Origin of the sequence: Rhizobium sp. LCM 4573, assembly GCF_001854865.1 — a bacterium.
In the GTDB taxonomy this organism is placed as follows: Bacteria; Pseudomonadota; Alphaproteobacteria; order Rhizobiales; family Rhizobiaceae; genus Neorhizobium.
The window spans coordinates 65481-85948 of the sequence record NZ_MDDW01000026.1 but is presented as its reverse complement, the minus strand read 5'-3'; the positions used below and the strand labels follow the sequence as shown (position 1 = coordinate 85948).

At 59.9% G+C, this 20468-nt stretch carries 18 protein-coding genes; 11 read left to right on the top strand and 7 right to left on the bottom strand.

All coding sequences use genetic code 11. The features are described 5' to 3' along the window. Nucleotide 1: 1 nt before the first annotated feature. Complete coding sequence (gene hutH, locus LCM4573_RS19520) at nt 2–1537, bottom strand: histidine ammonia-lyase (RefSeq protein WP_071008045.1); 1536 nt, start codon at nt 1535–1537, stop codon at nt 2–4. Next, nucleotides 1534–2796: an imidazolonepropionase gene (gene hutI / locus LCM4573_RS19515; RefSeq protein WP_071008044.1), complete on the bottom strand. Its 1263-nt coding sequence runs from the start codon at nt 2794–2796 to the stop codon at nt 1534–1536. The genes hutH and hutI overlap by 4 nt, the downstream gene beginning before the upstream one ends. Before the next feature lie 97 nt (nt 2797–2893). Here hutI and LCM4573_RS19510 point away from each other — a divergent pair, with 97 nt between their 5' ends. From LCM4573_RS19510 to acpP, 3 genes are all read left to right on the top strand, one after another. Further along, nucleotides 2894–4237 (top strand): formimidoylglutamate deiminase, encoded by a 1344-nt coding sequence (locus LCM4573_RS19510; protein WP_071008043.1) that lies wholly within the window; start codon nt 2894–2896, stop codon nt 4235–4237. Continuing rightward, a complete protein-coding gene (hutC, locus tag LCM4573_RS19505) occupies nt 4234–4959 on the top strand; it encodes a histidine utilization repressor (protein ID WP_071008042.1) in 726 nt (241 codons plus the stop codon). The genes LCM4573_RS19510 and hutC overlap by 4 nt, the downstream gene beginning before the upstream one ends. A 141-nt stretch (nt 4960–5100) precedes the next feature. Then, nucleotides 5101–5376: an acyl carrier protein gene (gene acpP / locus LCM4573_RS19500; protein WP_071008041.1), complete on the top strand. Its 276-nt coding sequence runs from the start codon at nt 5101–5103 to the stop codon at nt 5374–5376. A 228-nt stretch (nt 5377–5604) separates the two neighbouring features. Here acpP and LCM4573_RS19495 read toward each other — a convergent pair whose 3' ends face one another. After that, entirely contained in the window at nt 5605–6336 is a 732-nt protein-coding gene (locus tag LCM4573_RS19495; RefSeq protein WP_071008040.1) for an alpha/beta fold hydrolase, read from the bottom strand. Nucleotides 6337–6463: 127 nt separating this feature from the next. Here LCM4573_RS19495 and LCM4573_RS19490 point away from each other — a divergent pair, with 127 nt between their 5' ends. Continuing rightward, nucleotides 6464–6694, top strand: coding sequence for a hypothetical protein (locus LCM4573_RS19490; protein ID WP_071008039.1), 231 nt, complete (start codon nt 6464–6466; stop codon nt 6692–6694). A 224-nt stretch (nt 6695–6918) separates the two neighbouring features. Here LCM4573_RS19490 and LCM4573_RS28880 read toward each other — a convergent pair whose 3' ends face one another. Next, complete coding sequence (locus LCM4573_RS28880) at nt 6919–7215, bottom strand: hypothetical protein (RefSeq protein WP_071008038.1); 297 nt, start codon at nt 7213–7215, stop codon at nt 6919–6921. A gap of 228 nt (nt 7216–7443) precedes the next feature. Continuing rightward, on the bottom strand, nt 7444–8094 hold the full coding sequence (locus LCM4573_RS19480) for a GntR family transcriptional regulator (RefSeq protein ID WP_244505389.1): 651 nt from the start codon (nt 8092–8094) through the stop codon (nt 7444–7446). A gap of 218 nt (nt 8095–8312) precedes the next feature. On the opposite strand from LCM4573_RS19480, the gene LCM4573_RS19475 reads away from it, so the two are divergent. The 6 genes from LCM4573_RS19475 to LCM4573_RS19450 all read left to right on the top strand — a co-directional run bounded on the left by LCM4573_RS19475 (nt 8313) and on the right by LCM4573_RS19450 (nt 16566). Beyond that, nucleotides 8313–10250 carry an ABC transporter substrate-binding protein gene (locus tag LCM4573_RS19475; RefSeq protein ID WP_071008036.1) on the top strand — a complete coding sequence of 646 codons (1938 nt, stop codon included), beginning with the start codon at nt 8313–8315 and terminating at the stop codon, nt 10248–10250. A 78-nt stretch (nt 10251–10328) separates the two neighbouring features. Further along, complete coding sequence (locus tag LCM4573_RS19470; protein ID WP_071008035.1) at nt 10329–11315, top strand: ABC transporter permease; 987 nt, start codon at nt 10329–10331, stop codon at nt 11313–11315. Beyond that, nucleotides 11312–12466, top strand: a complete 1155-nt coding sequence (locus LCM4573_RS19465) for an ABC transporter permease (RefSeq protein ID WP_071008034.1) — start codon at nt 11312–11314, stop codon at nt 12464–12466. The genes LCM4573_RS19470 and LCM4573_RS19465 overlap by 4 nt, the downstream gene beginning before the upstream one ends. Nucleotides 12467–12468: 2 nt before the next feature. Next, nucleotides 12469–14187 carry an ABC transporter ATP-binding protein gene (locus LCM4573_RS19460; protein WP_071008507.1) on the top strand — a complete coding sequence of 573 codons (1719 nt, stop codon included), beginning with the start codon at nt 12469–12471 and terminating at the stop codon, nt 14185–14187. A gap of 3 nt (nt 14188–14190) precedes the next feature. Beyond that, nucleotides 14191–15399, top strand: a complete 1209-nt coding sequence (gene manD, locus LCM4573_RS19455; RefSeq protein WP_071008033.1) for a D-mannonate dehydratase ManD — start codon at nt 14191–14193, stop codon at nt 15397–15399. 12 nt (nt 15400–15411) lie between these two features. Then, on the top strand, nt 15412–16566 hold the full coding sequence (locus LCM4573_RS19450) for a mandelate racemase/muconate lactonizing enzyme family protein (protein ID WP_071008032.1): 1155 nt from the start codon (nt 15412–15414) through the stop codon (nt 16564–16566). Between the two features lie 73 nt (nt 16567–16639). Here the strand turns inward: LCM4573_RS19450 and kdgD are convergent, their stop codons facing one another. Both kdgD and LCM4573_RS19440 read right to left on the bottom strand, forming a co-directional pair. Further along, nucleotides 16640–17560: a 5-dehydro-4-deoxyglucarate dehydratase gene (gene kdgD / locus LCM4573_RS19445; RefSeq protein WP_071008506.1), complete on the bottom strand. Its 921-nt coding sequence runs from the start codon at nt 17558–17560 to the stop codon at nt 16640–16642. A 48-nt stretch (nt 17561–17608) separates the two neighbouring features. After that, nucleotides 17609–18589 carry a mannonate dehydratase gene (locus LCM4573_RS19440; RefSeq protein ID WP_071008505.1) on the bottom strand — a complete coding sequence of 327 codons (981 nt, stop codon included), beginning with the start codon at nt 18587–18589 and terminating at the stop codon, nt 17609–17611. Nucleotides 18590–18869: 280 nt separating this feature from the next. Between LCM4573_RS19440 and LCM4573_RS19435 the strand changes: the two genes are divergently transcribed. After that, on the top strand, nt 18870–20459 hold the full coding sequence (locus LCM4573_RS19435; RefSeq protein WP_071008504.1) for an ABC transporter substrate-binding protein: 1590 nt from the start codon (nt 18870–18872) through the stop codon (nt 20457–20459). Nucleotides 20460–20468 lie beyond the last annotated feature (9 nt).

Genomic DNA, 20468 nt, shown 5'->3' with positions numbered 1-20468 from the left:
CTCAGATCTCCAGCGCGGGAAGGATATCGGTCGAAACGGCGGAATGCAGGATACCATCGGCGACCAGCCGTGCGGCAGCCTTGAGGTCGGCTGCCATATAGCGATCCTCTTCAAGCGAGGGGATTTCCGCCCTGAGAACCGCGATCGTGTTGATGAGTTCGGGACTGGTGGTCAGCGGTGCACGCAGTTCCACGCCCTGGGCAGCCGCCAGTGCCTCGATCCCGATGATCCCAAACAGGTTCTCGGTCATGGCGAGCAGCCGCCGAGCACCATGGCAAGCCATGGAGACATGGTCTTCCTGATTGGCCGAAGTGGGTGTCGAATCCACTGAAGCGGGATGCGACATCTGCTTGTTCTCGCTCATCAAGGCGGCGGAGGTCACCTCGGCGATCATCAGGCCGGAATTCAATCCCGGCTTTTTTGCGAGGAATGGCGGAAGCCCATAGGAAAGGGCCGGATCGACGAGAAGCGCGATGCGGCGCTGCGCGATCGCTCCGATCTCACAGACCGCAAGGGCGATCTGGTCCGCTGCAAAGGCCACCGGTTCGGCATGGAAGTTCCCACCCGAAACGACGGAATTATCCGACAGCACCAGCGGATTGTCGGTGACCGCATTGGCTTCGATCTCAAGGGTGCGGCCGACTGAACGCAAAAGGTCAAGGCAGGCGCCATCCACCTGCGGCTGGCAGCGGATGCAATAGGGGTCCTGCACCCGCTCATCACCCTGTAGGTGGCTTTCCCGGATGACGGAGCCGGCGAGCAGCGCGCGCAGGGCGGCTGCCGTATCGATCTGGCCGCGATGTCCGCGAAGCATATGGATGTCCGGGTGGAACGGGGCCGACGAGCCCATGGCCGCATCAGTCGACATGGCGCCGGTGATGAGGGCGGCCTGTGCGGCGCGATGTGCCCGAAAGAGGCCTGCGAGCGCCAGCGCCGTCGAGACCTGGGTGCCGTTGATGAGGGCGAGGCCCTCCTTGGCGGCGAGCACGACAGGTGTCAGACCGGCCCGTCGGAGCGCTTCGCTGCCGGCAAGCATCTCGCCGGAGAAGCTGGCTTCCCCATGACCCATCATTACCGCCGCAAGGTGGGCAAGCGGCGCAAGATCGCCCGAAGCACCGACCGAGCCCTTTTCCGGAATAAGGGGGATGACGCCTCGCTCCAGCATCGCCTCGATCAGCCTCACCAGTTCCAGCCGCACGCCCGAAGCGCCACGACCAAGCGAGATGAGCTTCAGTGCCATGATCAGGCGCACGACGTTTTCCGGAAGCGGCGCACCCACGCCGCAGCAATGAGAGAGAATGAGGTTGCGTTGGAGTGTGGCCACGTCCGCAGCATCGATCTTGATGGAGGCGAGTTTACCGAAGCCGGTATTGATGCCGTAGACAGGCTCGTTGCCGGCGGCGATCTCCGCAATCCGCGCAGCCCCCTTTTCGATTGCCGCATCGAAGGATGGATCGAGCCGGGCGGAACCATTGTTCCAGTAGAGATCCGCCAGCGTGGCGAGTTTCACGGCGCCGGGAGAAAGAACAAAACTCATGCGGAAATCCTTTCGCCCTTGAAGATGCGCGCCGCGAGCGGGTTGAAGCCGATCCGGTAGACGAGTTCGGCCGGCCGCTCGATATCCCAGATAGCGAAATCGGCCGATTTTCCGACCTCCAGCGTGCCTGTCTCGGCAAGCAGGCCAAGCGCGCGGGCAGCCTCGCGCGTGACGCCCGCCAGGCATTCCTCCACGGTAAGGCCGAAGAGCGTCGCCCCCATGTTCATCGTCAGCAGAAGCGACGTGAGCGGCGACGTGCCAGGATTGCTGTCGGTGGCAAGTGCAATATGGGCGCCTGCCTCCCTCAGCGCCTTTACCGGGGGCGCCTGCTTTTCCCTCAGCGTATAGAATGCACCCGGCAACAGCACGGCGACCGTGCCGGCCTCACCCATGGCCCTGGCACCTTCGGCTGTGAGATATTCGAGGTGATCGGCGGAAAGCGCGCCGTAGGAAGCAGCAAGCCTCGCGCCGCCGAGATCAGAGAGCTGTTCGGCATGCAGCTTGACAGGCAGGCCGAGCTCCCTTGCTTTGTCGAAGACCCGGACGATTTCGGCAGGGGAAAAGGCGATGCCCTCGCAGAAGCCGTCGACGGCATCGATAAGGCCTTCCGCATACCCGGCTTCGAGCCCCGGCAGCACCACGTCCGTGATATAGTCGCCGTTGCGCCCTTTATACGCCGGCGGCGTGGCATGCGCCGCAAGCCAGCTCGTCGCCACGCGCACGGGCCTGATCTCGCCAAGCTTGCGGGCGGCGCGCAGCATCTTGAGCTCGCCCTCGATGTTCAACGCATAGCCGGACTTGATCTCGATTGTGGAGACGCCTTCGGAAAGCAGGGTATCAAGTCGTGGAAGCGCCTGCTGCACTAGTTCGTCTTCGGAAAGAGCGTTGGTTGCCTTGACGGAGGAGACGATGCCACCGCCCGCACGGGCAATTTCCTCGTAGGTCGCGCCGGCGAGCCGCATTTCGAATTCTATCGCGCGGTCGCCGCCAAAGACGAGATGCGTATGGCAGTCGATAAGGGCAGGGGTGATCCAGCGGCCGCCGCAATCCACGGCTTCGGCATCAGCGGCGAACTCCCTGGGCAGATCGGCTTCGGTTCCGACATAGGCGAGCCTGCCATCGCGCACCGCGATCGCGCCGGCTTCTATGACCCCGAGGCCCTTGGAATTTAGCGTAAGTGTCGCAATCCGCGCGTTCTTCCAGAGGCTGGAGGAGGCTCCCGCGCCGAATGCGGCTTTCACAAAATCATCCCCGTACATCAGCTTTTCGCCTTTCTTTATATGCCGACATGTATATACATAACAGACGGAGTAGCAAGCCGGATTTTCGGCTCCGACGGCACAAGGACAGAGAAGCATGGTCACACTTCATGCAGATAGAGCGCTTCTGCCGGAAGGCTGGCGACAAAACGTCCGGTTGACGATCGAAGGGGCGCGCCTCTCCCGCGTGGAGGCCGATGTCGAGGCTGATGCGCGCGACGAGCGCCATGCGCTGCTTTTACCCGCAATGCCGAACCTCCACAGCCACGCCTTCCAGCGCGCCATGGCCGGTCTCACCGAGGTGCGCGGCCCCGGCGACGATAGTTTTTGGAGCTGGCGAACTTTGATGTACAAGTTCGCGCTCTCCATGACGCCGGACCAGATCGAGGCCGTGGCCACCCAGCTATATATGGAGATGCTGGAGGCCGGCTTCAGCCGCGTGGGAGAGTTCCACTACCTGCATCATGACAAGGATGGCAGCCCCTACGCCAATATCGCGGAAATGGCCGAGCGGATTGCTTCCGCGAGCGCCGAAGCCGGTGTCGGACTTACGCTTCTACCGGTCTTCTATGCTCATTCCGGCTTTGGCGGCGCAGTGCCGATCGAAGGGCAGCGGCGGTTCATTCACTCGCCCGAGGCGTTCGCGAAGCTCATGGAGATTTGCGGGAAACTCACCGCGACTCTTCCTGGAGCGCGGCTTGGCGTTGCTCCCCACAGCCTGCGGGCGGTAATACCGGAGGAACTTCTAAGCATCTTGCCGATGACGGATGGGCCTGTTCATATCCATGTGGCAGAACAGGTGAGGGAGGTCGAGGATTGCCTGGCCTGGTCGGGTGCGCGGCCAGTGGAGTGGCTGCTGGCCAACATGCCTGTGAACGAGCGCTGGTGCCTCATCCATGCAACGCACATGAGCGAAGAAGAGACACGAGGGGTGGCCGAAACAGGCGCGATCGCCGGCCTTTGCCCGATTACCGAGGCCAATCTGGGGGATGGGATATTCAACGGCGCAGCCTTCCTCGGCGAAGGCGGGCGGTTCGGCATCGGATCGGATTCCAATGTCCTGGTCTCAGTGTCTGGTGAACTGCGGCAGCTCGAATATTCGCAACGCCTGGCCTCAAGAGCCCGCAATGTAATGGCCCGGCCGGACGGTTCGACCGGTGCGTTGTTGTTCGAAGGGGCGCTGCTGGGCGGCGGTCTGGCGCTTGGGACACCGACCGGCTTGGCGCAGGGCAATTTTGCTGACATCGTATCGCTCGATCTTGATGAGGTTCCCTATCTCCCTCCAGCCCAGATCCTCGATCATTGGGTATTCGCCGGCGGGGTTGCGGTCGACTGCGTCTGGGCGCTCGGTCGCAAGCAGGTGGAGAACGGCCGACATATCCGCCGCGACGCGATCAACCGGCGGTTCCAGGCCACGATGAAGGAACTTCTGTCGCTATGACGGGGGYGAAGGACGCAACGCTGCATCAGCGAATCCTGAGCGATCTGGAAGGCAGGATCGTATCCGGGGAGTGGCCCCCGGGCTACCGGCTGCCGTTCGAGGTGGACCTCGCCGCGCAATATGGCTGTTCTCGCATGACGGCGAACAAGGTGCTGACGCAGCTTGCCAGGAGCGGTCTTATCGAACGCCGCAGGAAATCCGGCAGCTTCGTCGCCCAGCCAGCGGCGCAGGCCGCCGTGCTCGAGATCCACGACATCGAGACCGAGGTGCGGTCGCTTCGGCTTGCCTATTCCTTCAGGCTGGAGAGCCGGACGGTGCGGAATGCCGGACCGGCGGACCGGGCGCATCTGGATCTGCCGGAAGGCAAGCCCCTRCTCGATCTCACCTGTATCCACAATGCTGGCGACCGCCCATTCTGTCTTGAGCAGAGGCTCATCAATCTGTCCGAGGTGGCGGAAGCGGATGGCGAGGATTTTTCACGAGTTGCGCCCGGCGCCTGGCTGATCAGCCGTGTGCCCTGGAGTGCCGCCGAACATCGTATTTCGTCCGTTTCGGCCGGGTCAGACGCCGCTGCGGCGCTTGCGATCCCCCGCCATGCCGCCTGCCTTGTCATCGAACGACGTACCTGGAGCAGCAGCGGGCCCGTCACCTTCGTACGTTTCACCTATCCCGGTGACCGGCACATGCTGGTTGCTCGCTTTACTCCAGGCGGAGAGAGCTAGGCCCGTGAACCTTAGTTCGCGGGTAGGGCAAGCGAGGGAAGGCGATCCCCGATACACATAATTGCCGCTATCAGCCGAAATAGTCTCGATCAGCACCGATCAAAAGATTAAGTGCGCGCTCCTTGAACCAAGAGGGCCACAATGGCGGATATTGACATCACGACGGCTAACCGGATCAAAAGCATCATCGCCGACCAGCTTGGGGTCAGTCCCGAAGAAGTAATCGATAACGCTCGTTTGGCCGATGACCTCGGTGCAGATTCACTCGAGATCGCTCAGATCGTTATCGTGATCGAGGAAGAGTTCGGAATCGAGGTTCAAAACGATGTCGCGGAAAACCTAGTCACAGTGGCCGACGCGATCGACTTTGTAAACGCGGCCGTGAAGGAACAAGGCAGCTCGGCAAAACCCGCGTAGCCCCGCAACAAAAAAGGCCGGGGCGAAATCGCACCGACCTTCCTCATCATCGCTATCTGTCCTGCCAGTACATCCGTGGTCAAAAGTCTGAAGCGACGGCGGCGATTGCGAGCGGCGAATTCATTCAGCGCTCATCAGCAATGCCGATGGACCAGCTATAGGATGCAATTGCGTCCTAAACAAGTCGAAGCCAAATTATGTGACGAAAGCGCAAGCGCAATCCTTCTCCTATTGAGGCGCAACCTCAAGCCGCTGCTGCAACAGCCACTCCCATAGTTCAGCATCATTCAAGGCCGCCCACTCGACGCCCGAATGGTCGACACCTTCCAGTACAGTCAGCCGAGCGTTGCGCTTCAGAGCTTTTAGCCGCTCATAAAGCACAACCGAATCCGATAAGGGGATTACATCATCGTTTGAGCCATGAAAGACCCAGAACGCAGCCTTCTCATTCGTTCTATTCAGGTAGTGCCGATTGCCACCGCCGGCGATCGGCACGATGGCGGCGAACTTCTCCGGAAACTGTTCAGCCATGGCCCAGGCGCCGAAACCGCCGCGACTGAAACCGACCACATAGATGCGCGAACGATCAACGCGGTATTTCGAGATTACTTCCTCCAGCGCAGATTCCACTTTCTCGATTGGATAAAGCAGTTCCTCGCTCGGGTTTTGGGGAGAAAAGACGAGAAATGGAAATTGCTTTCCGTCTTCGATCAGTTTTGGGATCCCGCTCGATTTGACCTTCTCAATATCACTTCCGCCCTGATCCCCTCCATGGAGCCATATGACGAGAGGATAGGGCTCCGTGGATGTCTCGTATCCATCCGGCGTATACAAAAGATAGTTGAGGTCATTCTTGACGCTCGCACTCGATGTGAGTGCCACCTGCCCGGCATTTGCAGCGCCAGGAATGAATAACCCAAGCGCCGCGATTGCAACCAAAGGCAAAATCTTACGCAACATTATACCACCTCCTCTGAAACGTTCGGAGGATAGGTTGGCACATGGCCTGATTCCGGACAATTGATTCCCGCCTCTCATGGCCGCCGCGGGCGATCCGCCATACCGGTAGAAAGGCAAATCGGCGAGAATGCGCTATCTCTATCTGGCGTATTTTCAGGCGATCCGATCCAGGGACTTCCAGCTTAGACTCCCCGGCCAGTGCATTGACGGCTGCGTTGAACGGGTAAAAAGCGTTGGCTATATTTGTCCGATGACCACTTCAGGCCTGCAAGCGTTTGCCAGCGTTCTGGTTTCCACGGCAGTGGTATGCGGCCTGGCTTTCGCCGTTTCCGCGTGGATGACCGATCCCGCAGGTTGATACGAAGAGCAGCGTCATCAACCCGCCGCACTAGGCGACGCGCTGTCTGGCTGTCGCCGCGGAGTTGATCCGCCCGATCCTGCTGATGAGCCAGGTGAGCGCAACGGCGCTCTTGGCCGCATTAACTTGACCCGGCGAAGGGTTTCCAGAACAGAAAACTGCCATTAGATGACGGCATGAGGAACACCGCACGCACTCGGGAGCGGAGTTCGATGCTTTGCCACCTAGGCATCCGCTTCGCGGGCGGTCAGAACCTGCACCACCCGGCGACAATTCTCGTTACCCTGGGGCAGCAGCATCACCGGATCGACTAGGCCGGTCGCGACACCCAGGCCATTAGCTGCCGCCCATCCCCAGTTCTCCTGCGCACGCTGTAGCAAGTTCGGTCCTTCCGACGTTATGCAAGCCCTACCAGCCGCAGCAATGTCCGCAGATGGGATGCCCTGAAGACGTTCCGAAATCTCAGCCTGAAGCGGCGTTACAACAAAGATGGCGAAAAGGTAGCTGATGAATTCTGACAAAGGGATCTCCCGAGATTTTGCAGGAGATAGGTATACTTTGTGAGCCGCACCAGTGTGACACCCCAGTTTCTAGCCATCCGCCTGTTTCCGCTTTACTTCGCGCTGCCGCCACATCCCTTTCCGGTATTCGGATCACGCGAAATCTCTCAGACCCTCATCAAACCGGCGGCCGGCGGGCGTTGCGTCGTCTGGCACCAAACTTCGGTATTGGAGCTTCGCAAAGCCAGCTTATGGAGCGGTGTGCCGCGCCAGACGCATTCGCTCTATGATGTGGCGGCCCGATCCTTCGACGTGCCGCCCGATCACGCGGGCGGCACCATCCGCGTCCTGGGCCTTGATGCAGTCGAGCAATTCGCGATGTTCGTCCAGCACGTTCGACTGCCTGCTTAACGATGTTGGAAAACGGCGGCTGATCGCCCACAGGATATGACGGTGCCGCATCCATAGGTCGACGGCATGCCGGTTGTAGTGGCGATCGTACATCAGTTTGTGGAACCGCAGGTCCAGATTGGAATGCGTCATCTCATCCGCGAAATTGAGCCCTTCGATCTCTGCCTGGATCTGCTCCAGCTCCTCGATTTCCTCGTTGGTGACGATCCCGACGAACCAGCGGGTCAACGCCGGCTCGATCAGCACCTCGATCTCGCAGATATCGCGCACAAAGTCCTCATCGATGGGTCGAACGCGCGCGCCGCGGTTCGGCGTCATGATGACGAAACCCTCGCCGCGAAGCTGCTGCAGAGCCTCCCTGACCGGATTGGTGGACGTGCCCATGCGGTTTGCCAGATCGGCCACTTTCAGCCGTTCATTGGCTTTGACCCGTCCGTGGATGATGTCGTCGCGCAGTCGCTCGTAGATGGAGGCGCCGCCGTCCTCCATGGAATCATCGCCCTCGGAGCTCGCATCGTGAATGCTGGTGATCGTGCTCATGTGCTTGCTTTTAATGCACTTTCTTCTCGGTTGCAAAGGTGAAATAAGCCGCTTCGTACATTCTCATTGACAAATAATGTACGATCTGAAAACTTTTGTCCATCTTGGGTCGCAACGGCCTTGGGGAGCAGGCCGGCGGAGAGGGTTGGCCAAGAGGAGGAGAGAAGATGCTTTATCAGCGGAAGCTGCGCGGCCTTGTCATGTCGTCAGGCCTGTTGGGGACGCTCGTTCTTAGTTCGATGGCTCCGGCCTCAGCGATGGATTTCAAGCAGGCGCCGATGCTCGAAGAAGAGGTCAAGGCCGGCAAGCTGCCCGCCGTTTCCGAGCGCCTTCCGGAGCAGCCCTATGTGGAGACGATGATCGATGGCGTCGGCAAATATGGCGGCACGCTGCGAACCACGATCCTGGCCAATGGAGACCACTATAATCTGACCCGCACGATCGCCAATGAATTGCTGGTGCGCTGGGACCCTGAATGGAAGAAGGTCGTTCCGTCACTGGCCGAGGAGTTCACCGCATCGGAGGACGCGACCACATACACGTTCAAGCTCCGCAAGGGTTTGAGGTGGAGTGACGGCAATCCCTTCACCGCCGACGACATCATGTTCTGGTACGACGACGTATTCATGAACGATGCCCTGTCGCCCGCCAAGAACCCGACGTTCACGGTTGCTGGCAAGCCGGTGACGGTTCGCAAGATCGACGATCTTACGGTCGAGTTCAAATTCGACTCGCCCTATGGGTTGTTCCTGCAGCAACTTGCCTATGGCCAGGGCCATCTGCCCGTCATCTATCCCAAGCACTATCTCAGCCAGTTTCATGAGAAGTACAACAAGGACGGCATTCCGGACCTGCTCAAGGCCAATCCGGCGGCGGGCGACTGGGTGGCGCTCTTCAATTCCAAGGTCTCGCTGACGTTTCAGCCGCCTTTCTGGCAGAATCTCGAATTGCCGACGCTCAATCCGTGGGTCCTGACGGTTCCCTATGCCGACAGCGATCGCGTGGTAGCGACACGCAATCCTTATTACTGGAAGGTCGACCCGGATGGTAACCAGCTTCCCTATATCGATGGTATCACCTGGGCAAAGCTCGACGACCCTCAGCTCATGGCCTTGAAGATGACTTCCGGTGAATTCGATTTCGCCTTCCGCCACATCAACAACTCCACTTTCAAGTCCGTCCTTTTCGACGGACAGGAAACGGGGAATTACCGCTTCGTGGACGTGAAGGATTTGCCGGCGAACGACGCCGTCATCCTGCTCAACCTGAACTCCACCGATCCGCTGAAGCGCAAGATCTTCCAGAACAAGGATTTCCGTATTGCGCTGAGCCACGCGATCAATCGGCAAGAAATCATCGATCTCGTCTATGTGGGCCAGGGCGCTCCCGCCCAGGTCGCGGTTCAGCCCGAGCACGAGCTCTTCAATGAGCGCGAGGCGACGCAATACACCGAGTTCAATCCCGAACTATCAAACGAAATGCTCGATAAGATCCTGCCGAACAAGGATGCGGCAGGCTTCCGTCTCGATAAAACAGGCAAGCGCTTCACCATCAACTTCATGGTCGCGGATGTTTTCGGTCTCTCCTATCCGGACGTCATGCAGATGGTGCAGCAATATGCCAAGGATGTCGGCATCGACATCCAGCTTCGCACCACCGATCGCGCCCGGCTCAACACCATGTGGGCGGCAAACGAGCAGGACGCCTATATCTGGAACTGCGTCGGCGGGTTGTCGGAGGTTTACAYCGATCCGCGCTGCTACATGCCCTTCCAAAAGGCCGACATCTTCTTTGCGATGAAATGGAGCGAGTGGTACTCCGATCATTCGACCGGGGAGGAGCCGCCGGCGGAAGTCAAGGCGCTGATGGCGGCCTATGACGAGGTCAATGCCGCCGTCACCGACGATGATCGCCGCGAGAAGATGAAGGACTTCCTGAACCTTTCAGCCGACAACTTCCTCAATATCGGTATTTCGCGGCCCATGCCGAAATACATGATGGTGTCGAAGAACCTGAAGAACGTCGTAGACGGCATCCCGATCACCGGCAATCTCTGGCATCCCGCGCCGACCCTGACCCAGTGGTACTTCGACAAGGCGAATTGATCGCCTCCTCCCGAGGCCGGCGGTGGTGCTCCTGCCATCGCCGGCTGCCCCTTCGATCCAGTCGAACGGTCTGAAATCATGCTTCGTTTCATCATCAAGCGGCTGGTGTTCGCGATCCCGACGCTGGTCGCCGTCTCCATCATCGCCTTCATCATCATCCAGCTTCCGCCAGGTGACTATCTCACGACGCTGATGGCGGATTGGGCGAGCCAGGGCGGGGCGGTGGAGGCCGGTACGGTCGCGGCCATGCGGGAGCGCTACGGCCTCGATCAGCCGATCTATTTCCAATATTACAAATGGATCGCGGGAATCGTGACGCGTGGCGACTTCGGCATATCCTTCGAGCTCGGCAGACCGGTGACGGAACTCATTTGGAACCGGCTCGGGTTTTCGCTCCTGCTTTCCGTGCTCACGCTTTGCTTCGTCTGGGCGATCGCGATCCCGATCGGCATCCTGTCGGCGGTACGGCAGTATTCGATCTCCGACTATACCGCGACCTTCCTCGCCTTCTTCTTCCTGGCCATTCCCGATTTCCTGATGGCGCTTTCGGCCATGTACATCATGTCCGCCTGGTTCGGCCAAAGCGTGGGCGGGCTTTTCTCGCCAGCCTACGTCGATGCGCCATGGAGCTTCGGCAAGCTCATGGATTTTGCCCAGCATGTCTGGTTGCCGGTCATCGTCATCGGCCTCGGCTCCCTGGCAGCGCTCGTTCGCATCATGCGCGCCAACCTGCTCGACGAATTGTCGAGACCGTATGTCACGACGGCGCGGGCAAAAGGCATGTCGGAATTCGAACTCTTGATCCGCTATCCCGTGCGGCTTGCCCTTAATCCGTTGATCTCGACGCTCGGCTGGATCCTGCCGGCCGTCATCTCGGGCGAGATCATCGTCTCGGTGGTCATGAGCCTGCCCACGACCGGACCGCTGCTCCTGCGCGCCCTGCTTGCCCAGGACATGTATCTCGCCGGCTCGCTCATTCTCCTGATCTCGGTGCTCACGATCATCGGCACGCTGATTTCGGACATCCTGCTCGCCATCACCGACCCGCGGATACGGTTTCAATGACAGACATCACGCATCTTCCGCCGGAGACCGGCCCCTCGTTCGACCTTGCGGGCAAGGATATTGCTGCCGCCGGCCAATGGCGCCTTTTCTGGCTCAAGTTCAAGAAGCACAAAATCGCGCTCGTCAGCCTGGTCGTGATCATCTTCATGTATCTGGTCGCGGCCTTTGCGGACTTCATTGCCCCCTTCGATCCGAACGCCACCAATGCGCGCTTCACCTATGCGCCGCCACAGGGGCTCTCCCTCATCCATGATGGGGCGTTCCGGCCTCATGTCAGCCAGCTCAGGATGACGCTGAACACCGAATCCATGCGCCGTGAGTTCACGCCCGATCCGACGAGGCCGGTTCCAGTCGGCTTCTTCGTCAAGGCTCCGCAGCCCTATCATCTGCTGGGGTTCATTCCGATGGAGACCAAACTCTTCGGGATGATCGACCCGAAGCCCGGCGACAGCATGTATATCTTCGGCGCGGACCGGCTCGGCCGCGATATATTCTCGCGTRTCGTGCACGGCGCCAAGATCTCGCTCTCCATCGGGCTCGTCGGCGTCTTCATGAGCTTGATCCTCGGCGTGACGATCGGCGGCGTTTCCGGCTTCTTCGGCGGCTGGGTGGATCTGGTGATCCAGCGCGTCATCGAACTTCTCCGCTCGATCCCCACCATTCCGCTGTGGATGGGCCTTGCGGCTGCGATCCCCGTCGGCTGGCCGCCGCTCAGGACGTATTTCGTCATTACGCTGATCGTTTCCCTGATCGGCTGGACGAGCCTTGCCCGCGAAGTGCGCGGCAAGTTCCTGTCGCTCCGCAGCGAGGATTTCGTCATAGCCGCGCGTCTCGACGGCATGAGCGAGATCGGCATCATCTTCAATCATCTCGTGCCGTCCTTCATGAGCCATATCATCGCGACGCTAACGCTCGCGATCCCATCGATGATCCTTGCCGAGACCGCGCTTTCCTTCCTCGGCATCGGCCTGCAGCCACCGATCATCTCCTGGGGCGTGCTGCTGCAGGAGGCGCAGAACATCCGTGCGGTCGCGCAGGCGCCGTGGCTGCTCTTCACGCCGGCCGCCGCGATCGTGATTTCGGTCCTTGCACTGAATTTCCTGGGTGATGGCCTGCGCGATGCCGCAGACCCCTACGAGGCCGTTTCATGACCATGACTTCGAACCCCTCCGGCGACACGATTCTGAAGGTCGAGGACCTCAGGACCTATTTCCCAACCCGTACCGGTGTGTTCAAGGCCGTCGACGGCGTCTCCTTCGGTCTGCAACGAGGCAAGACGCTCTGCGTCGTCGGGGAGTCCGGCTCCGGCAAGTCGGTCACAGCCCGTTCGATCCTGCAGATCGTCGACAAGCCGGGCCGCATCGAAGGCGGTTCTATCCTGCTGACGCGCGCCGACGGCTCCATGACTGATCTCGCCAAGCTCGATCCACGGGGAAGGGACATTCGCGGCATTCGCGGCAAGGAGATCGCCATGATTTTCCAGGAGCCGATGAGTTCGTTGTCGCCGGTTCATCGCATCGGCACCCAGATCGGCGAGGCTCTGCGTATCCATTTCGGCATCCGCGGCAACGCGCAACGGGAACGCGTGGTCGAACTCCTGCGGCAAGTCGAAATCCCCCGTCCTGAAACGGCGATCGACCGTTACACGTTCGAATTCTCCGGCGGCATGCGCCAGCGCGTGATGATCGCCATGGCGCTGGCCTGCAATCCGTCCGTGCTGATCGCGGATGAACCGACGACCGCGCTCGACGTGACGACCCAGGCGGAAATCCTCGACCTCATCAAGAAGCTGCAGCGGAGCCACGGCATGGCCGTGCTCTTCATCACCCACGATATGGGCGTCGTCGCCGAGATCGCCGACGAGGTGCTGGTCATGTATCGCGGCAAGGTCATGGAGAAGGGCCCGGTCGACCAGATCTTCCATGCGCCGCAGGACGATTATACGCGTCGGCTGATCGGCTCCGTCGTCAAGCTGGAGAAGAAGGCTGAAGTTCGTGTCCGGCGGGCGGAGATGCCGAGCGAGACACCACCTCTCCTGGAGGTGAGGAATCTGTCGCTGACTTTCGCGTCGGGGCTCAAGGCGGTCGATGATGTATCGCTCGTCGTCCGGCCAGGCGAAACGCTCGGCATCGTCGGCGAATCCGGTTCAGGCAAGACGACGATGGGGCGATGCCTCCTGCGCATCTACGATCCCCAGGCCGGCACGATCGATTACCGCCGCGCGGATGGCAAAACGCTGGATATCCGCACCGCGGACAATGCCACCTTGAAGGACGTCCGGCGCGAGGTCCGGATGATCTTTCAGGACCCGGTCGGCTCGCTCAGCCCGCSCAAGACAGTGGGCCAAATTATAGCCGAACCTCTGAAGCTTGCCGGTATGAAGGCAAACGAACTCGACGATCGCGTTACCCATCTCATGCGTCAGGTGGGGTTGGAGCCCGCCTGGCGCGAGCGCTATCCGCATGCCTTTTCCGGCGGCCAGCGTCAGCGCATAGGAATTGCCCGCGCCATTGCGGTCAATCCGAGGCTGATCGTCGCAGACGAGGCGACATCGGCGCTCGACGTGTCGCTTCGCTCGCAGATGCTTGACCTTATGATGCAGCTCCAGGACGAACTGGGCCTCTCCTATGTCTTCATCTCGCACGACATGTCCGTGATCCGCTACATGTGCGATCGCGTCGCTGTCATGTATCGCGGCCGGATCGTCGAGGCCGGGGAGACGGATCGGGTCGTCAACGATCCTTCGCACGACTACACGCGCGCGCTTCTTTCCGCCATCCCTCATCCCGATCCACGCAACCGGCGTATCCACAACCGGTTCCGTTACGAACCCGCAGTCAAGCCCTCGGGCACAGTTTCAGCCAATGGATAAGTCATGAAAATTACCGATGTTAAAATCATCGTCTGCTCGCCGGGACGCAATTTCGTCACCGTCAAGATATTCACCGACGAGGGACTGACAGGGGTGGGCGACGCGACGCTGAACGGCCGCGAAAAGGCCGTCGTCGCCTATCTGCAGGATCATCTGGCCCCGCTGTTGATCGGCCGCGACCCCTCTCGGATCGAAGATATCTGGCAGTATTTCTACAAGGGAGCCTACTGGCGCAGAGGCCCGGTGACCATGGCGGCGATCGCCGGCGTCGATACCGCACTCTGGGATATCAAGGCCAAGGTCGCGAACATGCCGCTTTACCAGCTTCTCGGGGGCGCCAGTCGCGAGAAGGTGCTGTGCTACACCCATGCGCAGGGTCGCGATATTGCGGAAGCCGTGGAAGCGGTCGGGCGGCGCAAGGAGGAGGGCTATAGGGCCATCCGGGTGCAGGTGGGCATTCCAGGTCTTGCGGATGTCTACGGCACGGGTGCGAAATCGGTAACGAACAATGCCGAGGACGACGCCTTTCCGCACGAGGAAATCTGGTCAACTTCCAAATATCTCCGTCACATACCGGAACTTTTTAAGACGGTACGCGAGGCTCATGGTTGGGATATCGAGCTATTGCACGATACCCACCATCGCCTGACGCCGATCGAGGCGGCGCGTCTCGGCAAGGACCTCGAATTCGCCCGTCTCTTCTGGCTGGAGGACACGGTCGCCGCCGAGCATCAGGAGAGTTTCCGCCTGATCCGCCAGCATACCACGACGCCGCTTGCGGTCGGCGAAGTCTTCAACACGATCTGGGACGCACGGCTGCTGATCGAAGAGCAGCTGATCGATTACATCCGCATGACCACCGTGCATGCGGGCGGGGTAACCGCGCTTCGCCGGGTCATGGATTTCGCGGGCGTCTACAATGTCCGTGCCGCCTGCCACGGCGCGATGGACATGTCGCCCATCTGCCTCGGTGCCAACCTGCATCTCGATCTCTGGGCTCCGAATTTCGGTATCCAGGAATATTCCGGCTACCTGCCGCAGATACTCGAAGTCTTCCCGAGCGCCTGGAGCCTTTCAGACGGCTATCTGCATCCCGGCGAGGCGATCGGCCAYGGCGTCGATATCGATGAAAAGCTTGCGGAAAAATATCCCTACCAGCGCGCCTATCTGCCGGTGAACCGTCTCGAAGACGGCACGCTGTGGCACTGGTGAAACGAGGACGACATGAAAATCACGGCGATCAAGACTTATGCGGTCAAAGTCGGCATTCGGAACCAGCTTCTGGTAAAGATCGAAACGGATGAAGGTATTTTCGGCTGGGGCGAAAGCGGCCTCTCCGGCCGCGAAAAGGCCGTAATCGGCGTCCTCGAGCATTATGCGGAATTCCTGCGTGGGCGCGATCCCTTCAAGTCCGGGTCGCTATGGCAGGAAATGTATCGTAGCCAGTATTTCGAAGGCGGGCGGGTGCTGCAGGCGGCGATCTCGGCGATTGATATTGCGCTTCACGATATCAAGGGCAAGGCGCTCGGCGTGCCGGTCTACGAACTGCTTGGCGGCAAGCACCGTGACCGCATCCCGACTTTCGCAACAACTTTCGCCGAACCCGGCCCAGCAATGGTCGAACAGGCGCAGATGCTGGTCGAACACGGCTGGACGGCCATGCGTCTGTCGCCCTCCGGTCATGAGAACAAGGAAATCTACGAACCCCGCGAACACATTGCGACAACCGCCAAGTGGTGCGTGAAAGCCCGCGAGGCATTGGGCGAGGATGTCGTGCTCGGCATCGACTATCATCACCGCCTGACGGTGGCGGAAGCCGCGAGCTTCTGCCAAAAGATGCCTTCCGGCACGCTGGACTTCCTCGAAGAACCGATCCGGGATGAGTCTCCGGGCGCTTACGAGGCACTTCGCCGGCTCACGGACATACCGTTCGCAATCGGCGAGGAATTCGCCTCGAAATGGCAGTTCCAGCCCTATATCGAACGCGACATCCATCAGTTCAATCGGCTCGACGTCTGCAATGTCGGCGGGTTGACGGAGTCGATGAAGGTCGCCGCGTGGAGCGAGACGCATTACGTCGATATGATGCCGCACAACCCGCTTGGACCAGTCTGTACCGCCGCAACGATCCACTTTTCGGCCGCGGTGCCTAATTTTTCCTGGCTCGAGACACGCGCGAGCCCCGCGGAAACGCATCTCGGCTTCGACAATTCGGACTTCTTCCCGGTTCAGCCGCGGCTTGAGGGCGCCTATTATCCAGTCTCCGATGCTCCCGGCCTTGGCGTCGAAGTCAACGAGGAGTTGATCGCCAGACAAAGCTTCGAGTTTTGGGAAGCGCCGCATCTGAAGCGCAGGGACGGTTCGGTGACGAACTGGTAGGATGCAAAAGCGCAGAGCTCGATGTGCTCTGCGCATTTACGGTCATTGTTGCTGAAGCCGACGGCCTTGAGCGTCAAGCAGCGGTCCGGATCGCGTCGTTGGCGTCGAGAATTTTCTCCAAAAGTTTCAGTTCCTCTGCCGTGAGGTCGGTGAGTGGCGGCCGCACCGGCCCAGGGTCTCGTCCAAGCACCTTCAGGCCTGCCTTGATGATCGAGACGGCGTAGCCCCGTTTGCGATTTCGCAAGGCCACGAAGGGGAAGAAGAAATCCTTCAGGATCTGATCTACCACAGGCTGATCACCGGACCGCAAAGCCCGATAGAAACGCTGGGCGAGGGCGGGCACGAAGTTGAAGACGGCGGAGGAATAGGTCGTCACGCCGGCGGCGAAATAAGCCTGGGCGAACACTTCATGGGTCGGCATGCCACCCACATAGACGAGTCGATCTTCCAGCTTGGTGGTGATCTCGATGACGCGATCGACATCTCCGACACCATCCTTGAAGCCGATGAGATTGGGGCACTCGTCGCAAAGTCTTGCCAGGCTGTCGGCCGAAAGAACGGCATTGTCGCGATTATAAACGATGACGCCGATGCCGACGGATCGGCAGACCGCCTTCACATGTGCGACCAACCCCTCCTGTTCGGCGAACATGAGATAGGGCGGCAAGAGAAGCAGGCCGTCCGCGCCGGCCTTTTCCGCCGATCTCGCGATCTCGATCGCAAGCGAGGTCCCGTAACCGGCCCCCGAAACGATCGGGGTCTTGCCCGCCGATGCCTTGGCGGCGCTTATGACGGCCGGAATTTCCGAAGGATTGAGCGAGAAGAATTCCCCGGTGCCGCCTGCGGCAAAAAGCACGCTGGCATCATAGCCCGCCAGCCATCCCACATGCTCACGATAGGCTGTTTCATTGAATGCGAGATTGCTGTCGAAATGCGTAACCGGAAATGAAAGGAGGCCGGCGCCGACTGCCTTTTTGAGAGTGTTTGGTTCCATCTGAAAACCCCTGCTGTCCGAAACCGACATCTGTCGCCGTGATGGCTGTCAGAGATGTCCGGCCTCAAGCGCTTCAAGAACCGCCGCGATGTAGCCGTAGCAGTAGGCGAAGGCGACGCCCGTGGGGTCTCTTCCGCTGATGCGCGGCACGTGGTCCGGCATCACCATGTATTTGTAGCCGACCTCTTGATAGATCTTCAGCGAGCGGATCATGTCCATATCGCCCTCGTCGGGGAATGTTTCCATGAAGGATAACYTTCCGCCGCTGATATTGCGGAAGTGAAGGTTGAAGATTTTGCCGCGCGTGCCGAACCAGCGGATGATGTCATCGATTTCCTCGTGCGGATTGTCGAGCATCTCGCCGATCGAGCCCTGGCAGAAATTCAGCCCGTGATAGGGGCTTTCGCGCATCATCACGAACTTTTTGAGGCCTTCCACGGTGCCGAGTACGCGGGTAACGCCCCGGTAGCCCGGCGGCGTATAGGGATCGTGCGGATGGCAGGCGAGGCGCACGCGGTTGCTCTCCGCAACCGGAACGACCCGTTCAAGGAAATAGTCGATGCGCTCCCAGTTCTCGTCTTCGGAGAGCGTGCCGGCCAGGCCGGGGGCGGCCTGCTGATCGGCCTTGTCCCACCGGAAGGCTTCGTTCAGAGAGCCTCCGCGGCCCGGCTCCAGTTCGGTGCGGGGAATGCCGATCAGGTTGAGGTTGTATTTCGCCGCCGGGATGCCCGCCTTGGCGCAATTTTCGATCAGCCGGCAGACCGCGTCGATCTGGCGGTCGCGATCAGGTCCGGCCAACAGGATGTCGGGATAGGACGCCTTCTCGATCGGTTGTGAAGGTAGGGGAAGCTGGATCATATCCAGCACGATGCCGAAGCTCTCTACCTTTTCGCGATGGCGTTCCAGATCCTCAAGCGTCCAGCTTGCCGGGGCTCCCGGCGGATCGGCCGAGATATTCTTCACTCCAAGCTGCGCGAAGACCTTGTAATCGTCATCGTCGCGAACCGTCACCTGCGTTCCCAGATACAAGAAAGCCTCCCGAATATCATTCTGATGTTCCATGACATAATATGACTCCCGGAATATGTCGAGAGCGCTTGCGGAATTCTGAGGTGATACCGCATTGTCAATTGGTAGTGCGGCTGTGCCCCAACCTATTGTTGCGATAGCGCTGTTCGTCAACTAATTGCCGTAATTCATTGGCTTTTTCCGATCGTGCGGCGGCACTTGTCATTCATCATCAACTTCGATAATCGTATTATGACATTAGGATAAAGATATTATCTGACAGATGATCAGGGAGGACATCATGAAGCATTTTTGTACCCGGCTTCTCGTTGGCGCTGTGGTCGGCGCGTTGACGCTCGCTTCACCCGCCGCCTTTGCCAAAACGCCTGCCAACCAGCTCGTCATCGCCACCTCGCTTGCGCAGGTTTTGTCGCTGGATCCCCACCAGGCAACGGAGGCAAAGGCCAATGAAATCATGGCCAACCTCTACGATCGGCTGATCTCCGTCGACAGTTCCGGCAAGGTTTCTCCTCAGCTTGCCGAGAGCTGGGAGATCGACGACAAGGGCATCACCTTCCATCTGCGGGAGGCTGAATTTGCCTCCGGCAATCCGGTGACCTCCGCGGACGTCGTCTATTCGATCACTCGCCTGCTGAAGATGGATCAAGCCTCCGCCGCCAACCTCAAGCGGGTCGGCTACAATGCCGGCAATGTGGAAAAGCTCGTGACGGCGCCGGACGAGAAAACGGTTCGGATCGATCTTTCCGGGGAAACCACGTCCGAACTCCTGCTCTACCGGCTGGCAATGGTGATTGCGAGTGTCGTTGATAGCGAGGAGGTCAAGTCGCACGAATCGAATGGCGATTGGGGAAATGGCTGGTTGCGCACCAATTCCGCAGGCTCCGGCCCGTTCACGCTGAACCGCTGGACGCCGAACGAAATAGTCATCCTTGAGGCGAATGAAAACTACGTGGGCGGCGAACCGAAAATGCGGCGCGTCGTGGTTCGTCACGTGCCGGAAAGCCAGGTGGAGCGGCTGATGCTCGAGCGTGGCGATGTCGATATAGCCAGTGCGCTGAGCGCTTCCGATCTCGCCACCTTCAATGGCAAGGAAGGTTTCGAAATCCAGCGGGTGCCGACCGGGGGCTTCTACGTGCTGTCGATGAATGCCGGCAAGGAGCCGCTTTCGAACCCGAAGGTTCGCGAGGCGATCGCCTACGGCATCGACTACAAGGGTATGGAAAAGGCCATCATGGGGCCATATGGCCGCGCGCGCACGGTCCCGGTGCCCGAGAATTTTGAATACGCCATACCCAGTCCCGATTGGCAGCTGGATGTTGAAAAGGCAAAAGCGCTATTGGCCGAAGCCGGTTACAAGGACGGCTTCACTCTGACCTTGAAGACGATCGCCCAAACGCCACGCATCGACCTGGCAACCGCCATTCAGGCTTCGCTCGGCCAGATCGGCATTACCGTGAACATCCAGCAGGGCAACGGCTCGGATATCATCGCGGCCCATCGGGCTCGCGACTTCGATCTCCTCATTCCGCAGACCGGTGCCTACATGCCGAACGTGCTGGGCTCGATGGAGCAGTTCTCCAGCAATCCCGATAACTCGCGGGAAGCCAACAATGCCGGCAATTTCGTATGGCGCTCGGCCTGGGACATTCCGGAGCTGACCGCACTGACCGCCAAGGCCTCCCTGGAGCCGGATTCCAAGAAGCGCGGCGAGATCTACGTGCAGATGCAGGAAATGTTCGTGGCGCAGAAGCCGGCCGTCCTGCCGCTTTTCGAACGCTTCGAGCCGATCGTCGTCAGCAAGCGGGTGCAGGATTATGTCGGGCATCCAAGCCAAACGACCCGCCTCGAAGGCGTAACCAAGACTGATTGAACAGCGACG

What these genes read in the sequence shown, in the direction of transcription:
- hutH (WP_071008045.1), bottom strand. Translation starts at nt 1,537, where the DNA reads ATGAGTTTTGTTCTTTCTCCCGGCGCCGTGAAACTCGCCACGCTGGCG.
- hutI (WP_071008044.1), bottom strand. Translation starts at nt 2,796, where the DNA reads ATGTACGGGGATGATTTTGTGAAAGCCGCATTCGGCGCGGGAGCCTCC.
- LCM4573_RS19510 (WP_071008043.1), top strand. Translation starts at nt 2,894, where the DNA reads ATGGTCACACTTCATGCAGATAGAGCGCTTCTGCCGGAAGGCTGGCGA.
- acpP (WP_071008041.1), top strand. Translation starts at nt 5,101, where the DNA reads ATGGCGGATATTGACATCACGACGGCTAACCGGATCAAAAGCATCATC.
- LCM4573_RS19495 (WP_071008040.1), bottom strand. Translation starts at nt 6,336, where the DNA reads ATGTTGCGTAAGATTTTGCCTTTGGTTGCAATCGCGGCGCTTGGGTTA.
- LCM4573_RS19490 (WP_071008039.1), top strand. Translation starts at nt 6,464, where the DNA reads ATGCGCTATCTCTATCTGGCGTATTTTCAGGCGATCCGATCCAGGGAC.
- LCM4573_RS19480 (WP_244505389.1), bottom strand. Translation starts at nt 8,094, where the DNA reads ATGGAGGACGGCGGCGCCTCCATCTACGAGCGACTGCGCGACGACATC.
- LCM4573_RS19470 (WP_071008035.1), top strand. Translation starts at nt 10,329, where the DNA reads ATGCTTCGTTTCATCATCAAGCGGCTGGTGTTCGCGATCCCGACGCTG.
- LCM4573_RS19450 (WP_071008032.1), top strand. Translation starts at nt 15,412, where the DNA reads ATGAAAATCACGGCGATCAAGACTTATGCGGTCAAAGTCGGCATTCGG.
- kdgD (WP_071008506.1), bottom strand. Translation starts at nt 17,560, where the DNA reads ATGGAACCAAACACTCTCAAAAAGGCAGTCGGCGCCGGCCTCCTTTCA.
- LCM4573_RS19435 (WP_071008504.1), top strand. Translation starts at nt 18,870, where the DNA reads ATGAAGCATTTTTGTACCCGGCTTCTCGTTGGCGCTGTGGTCGGCGCG.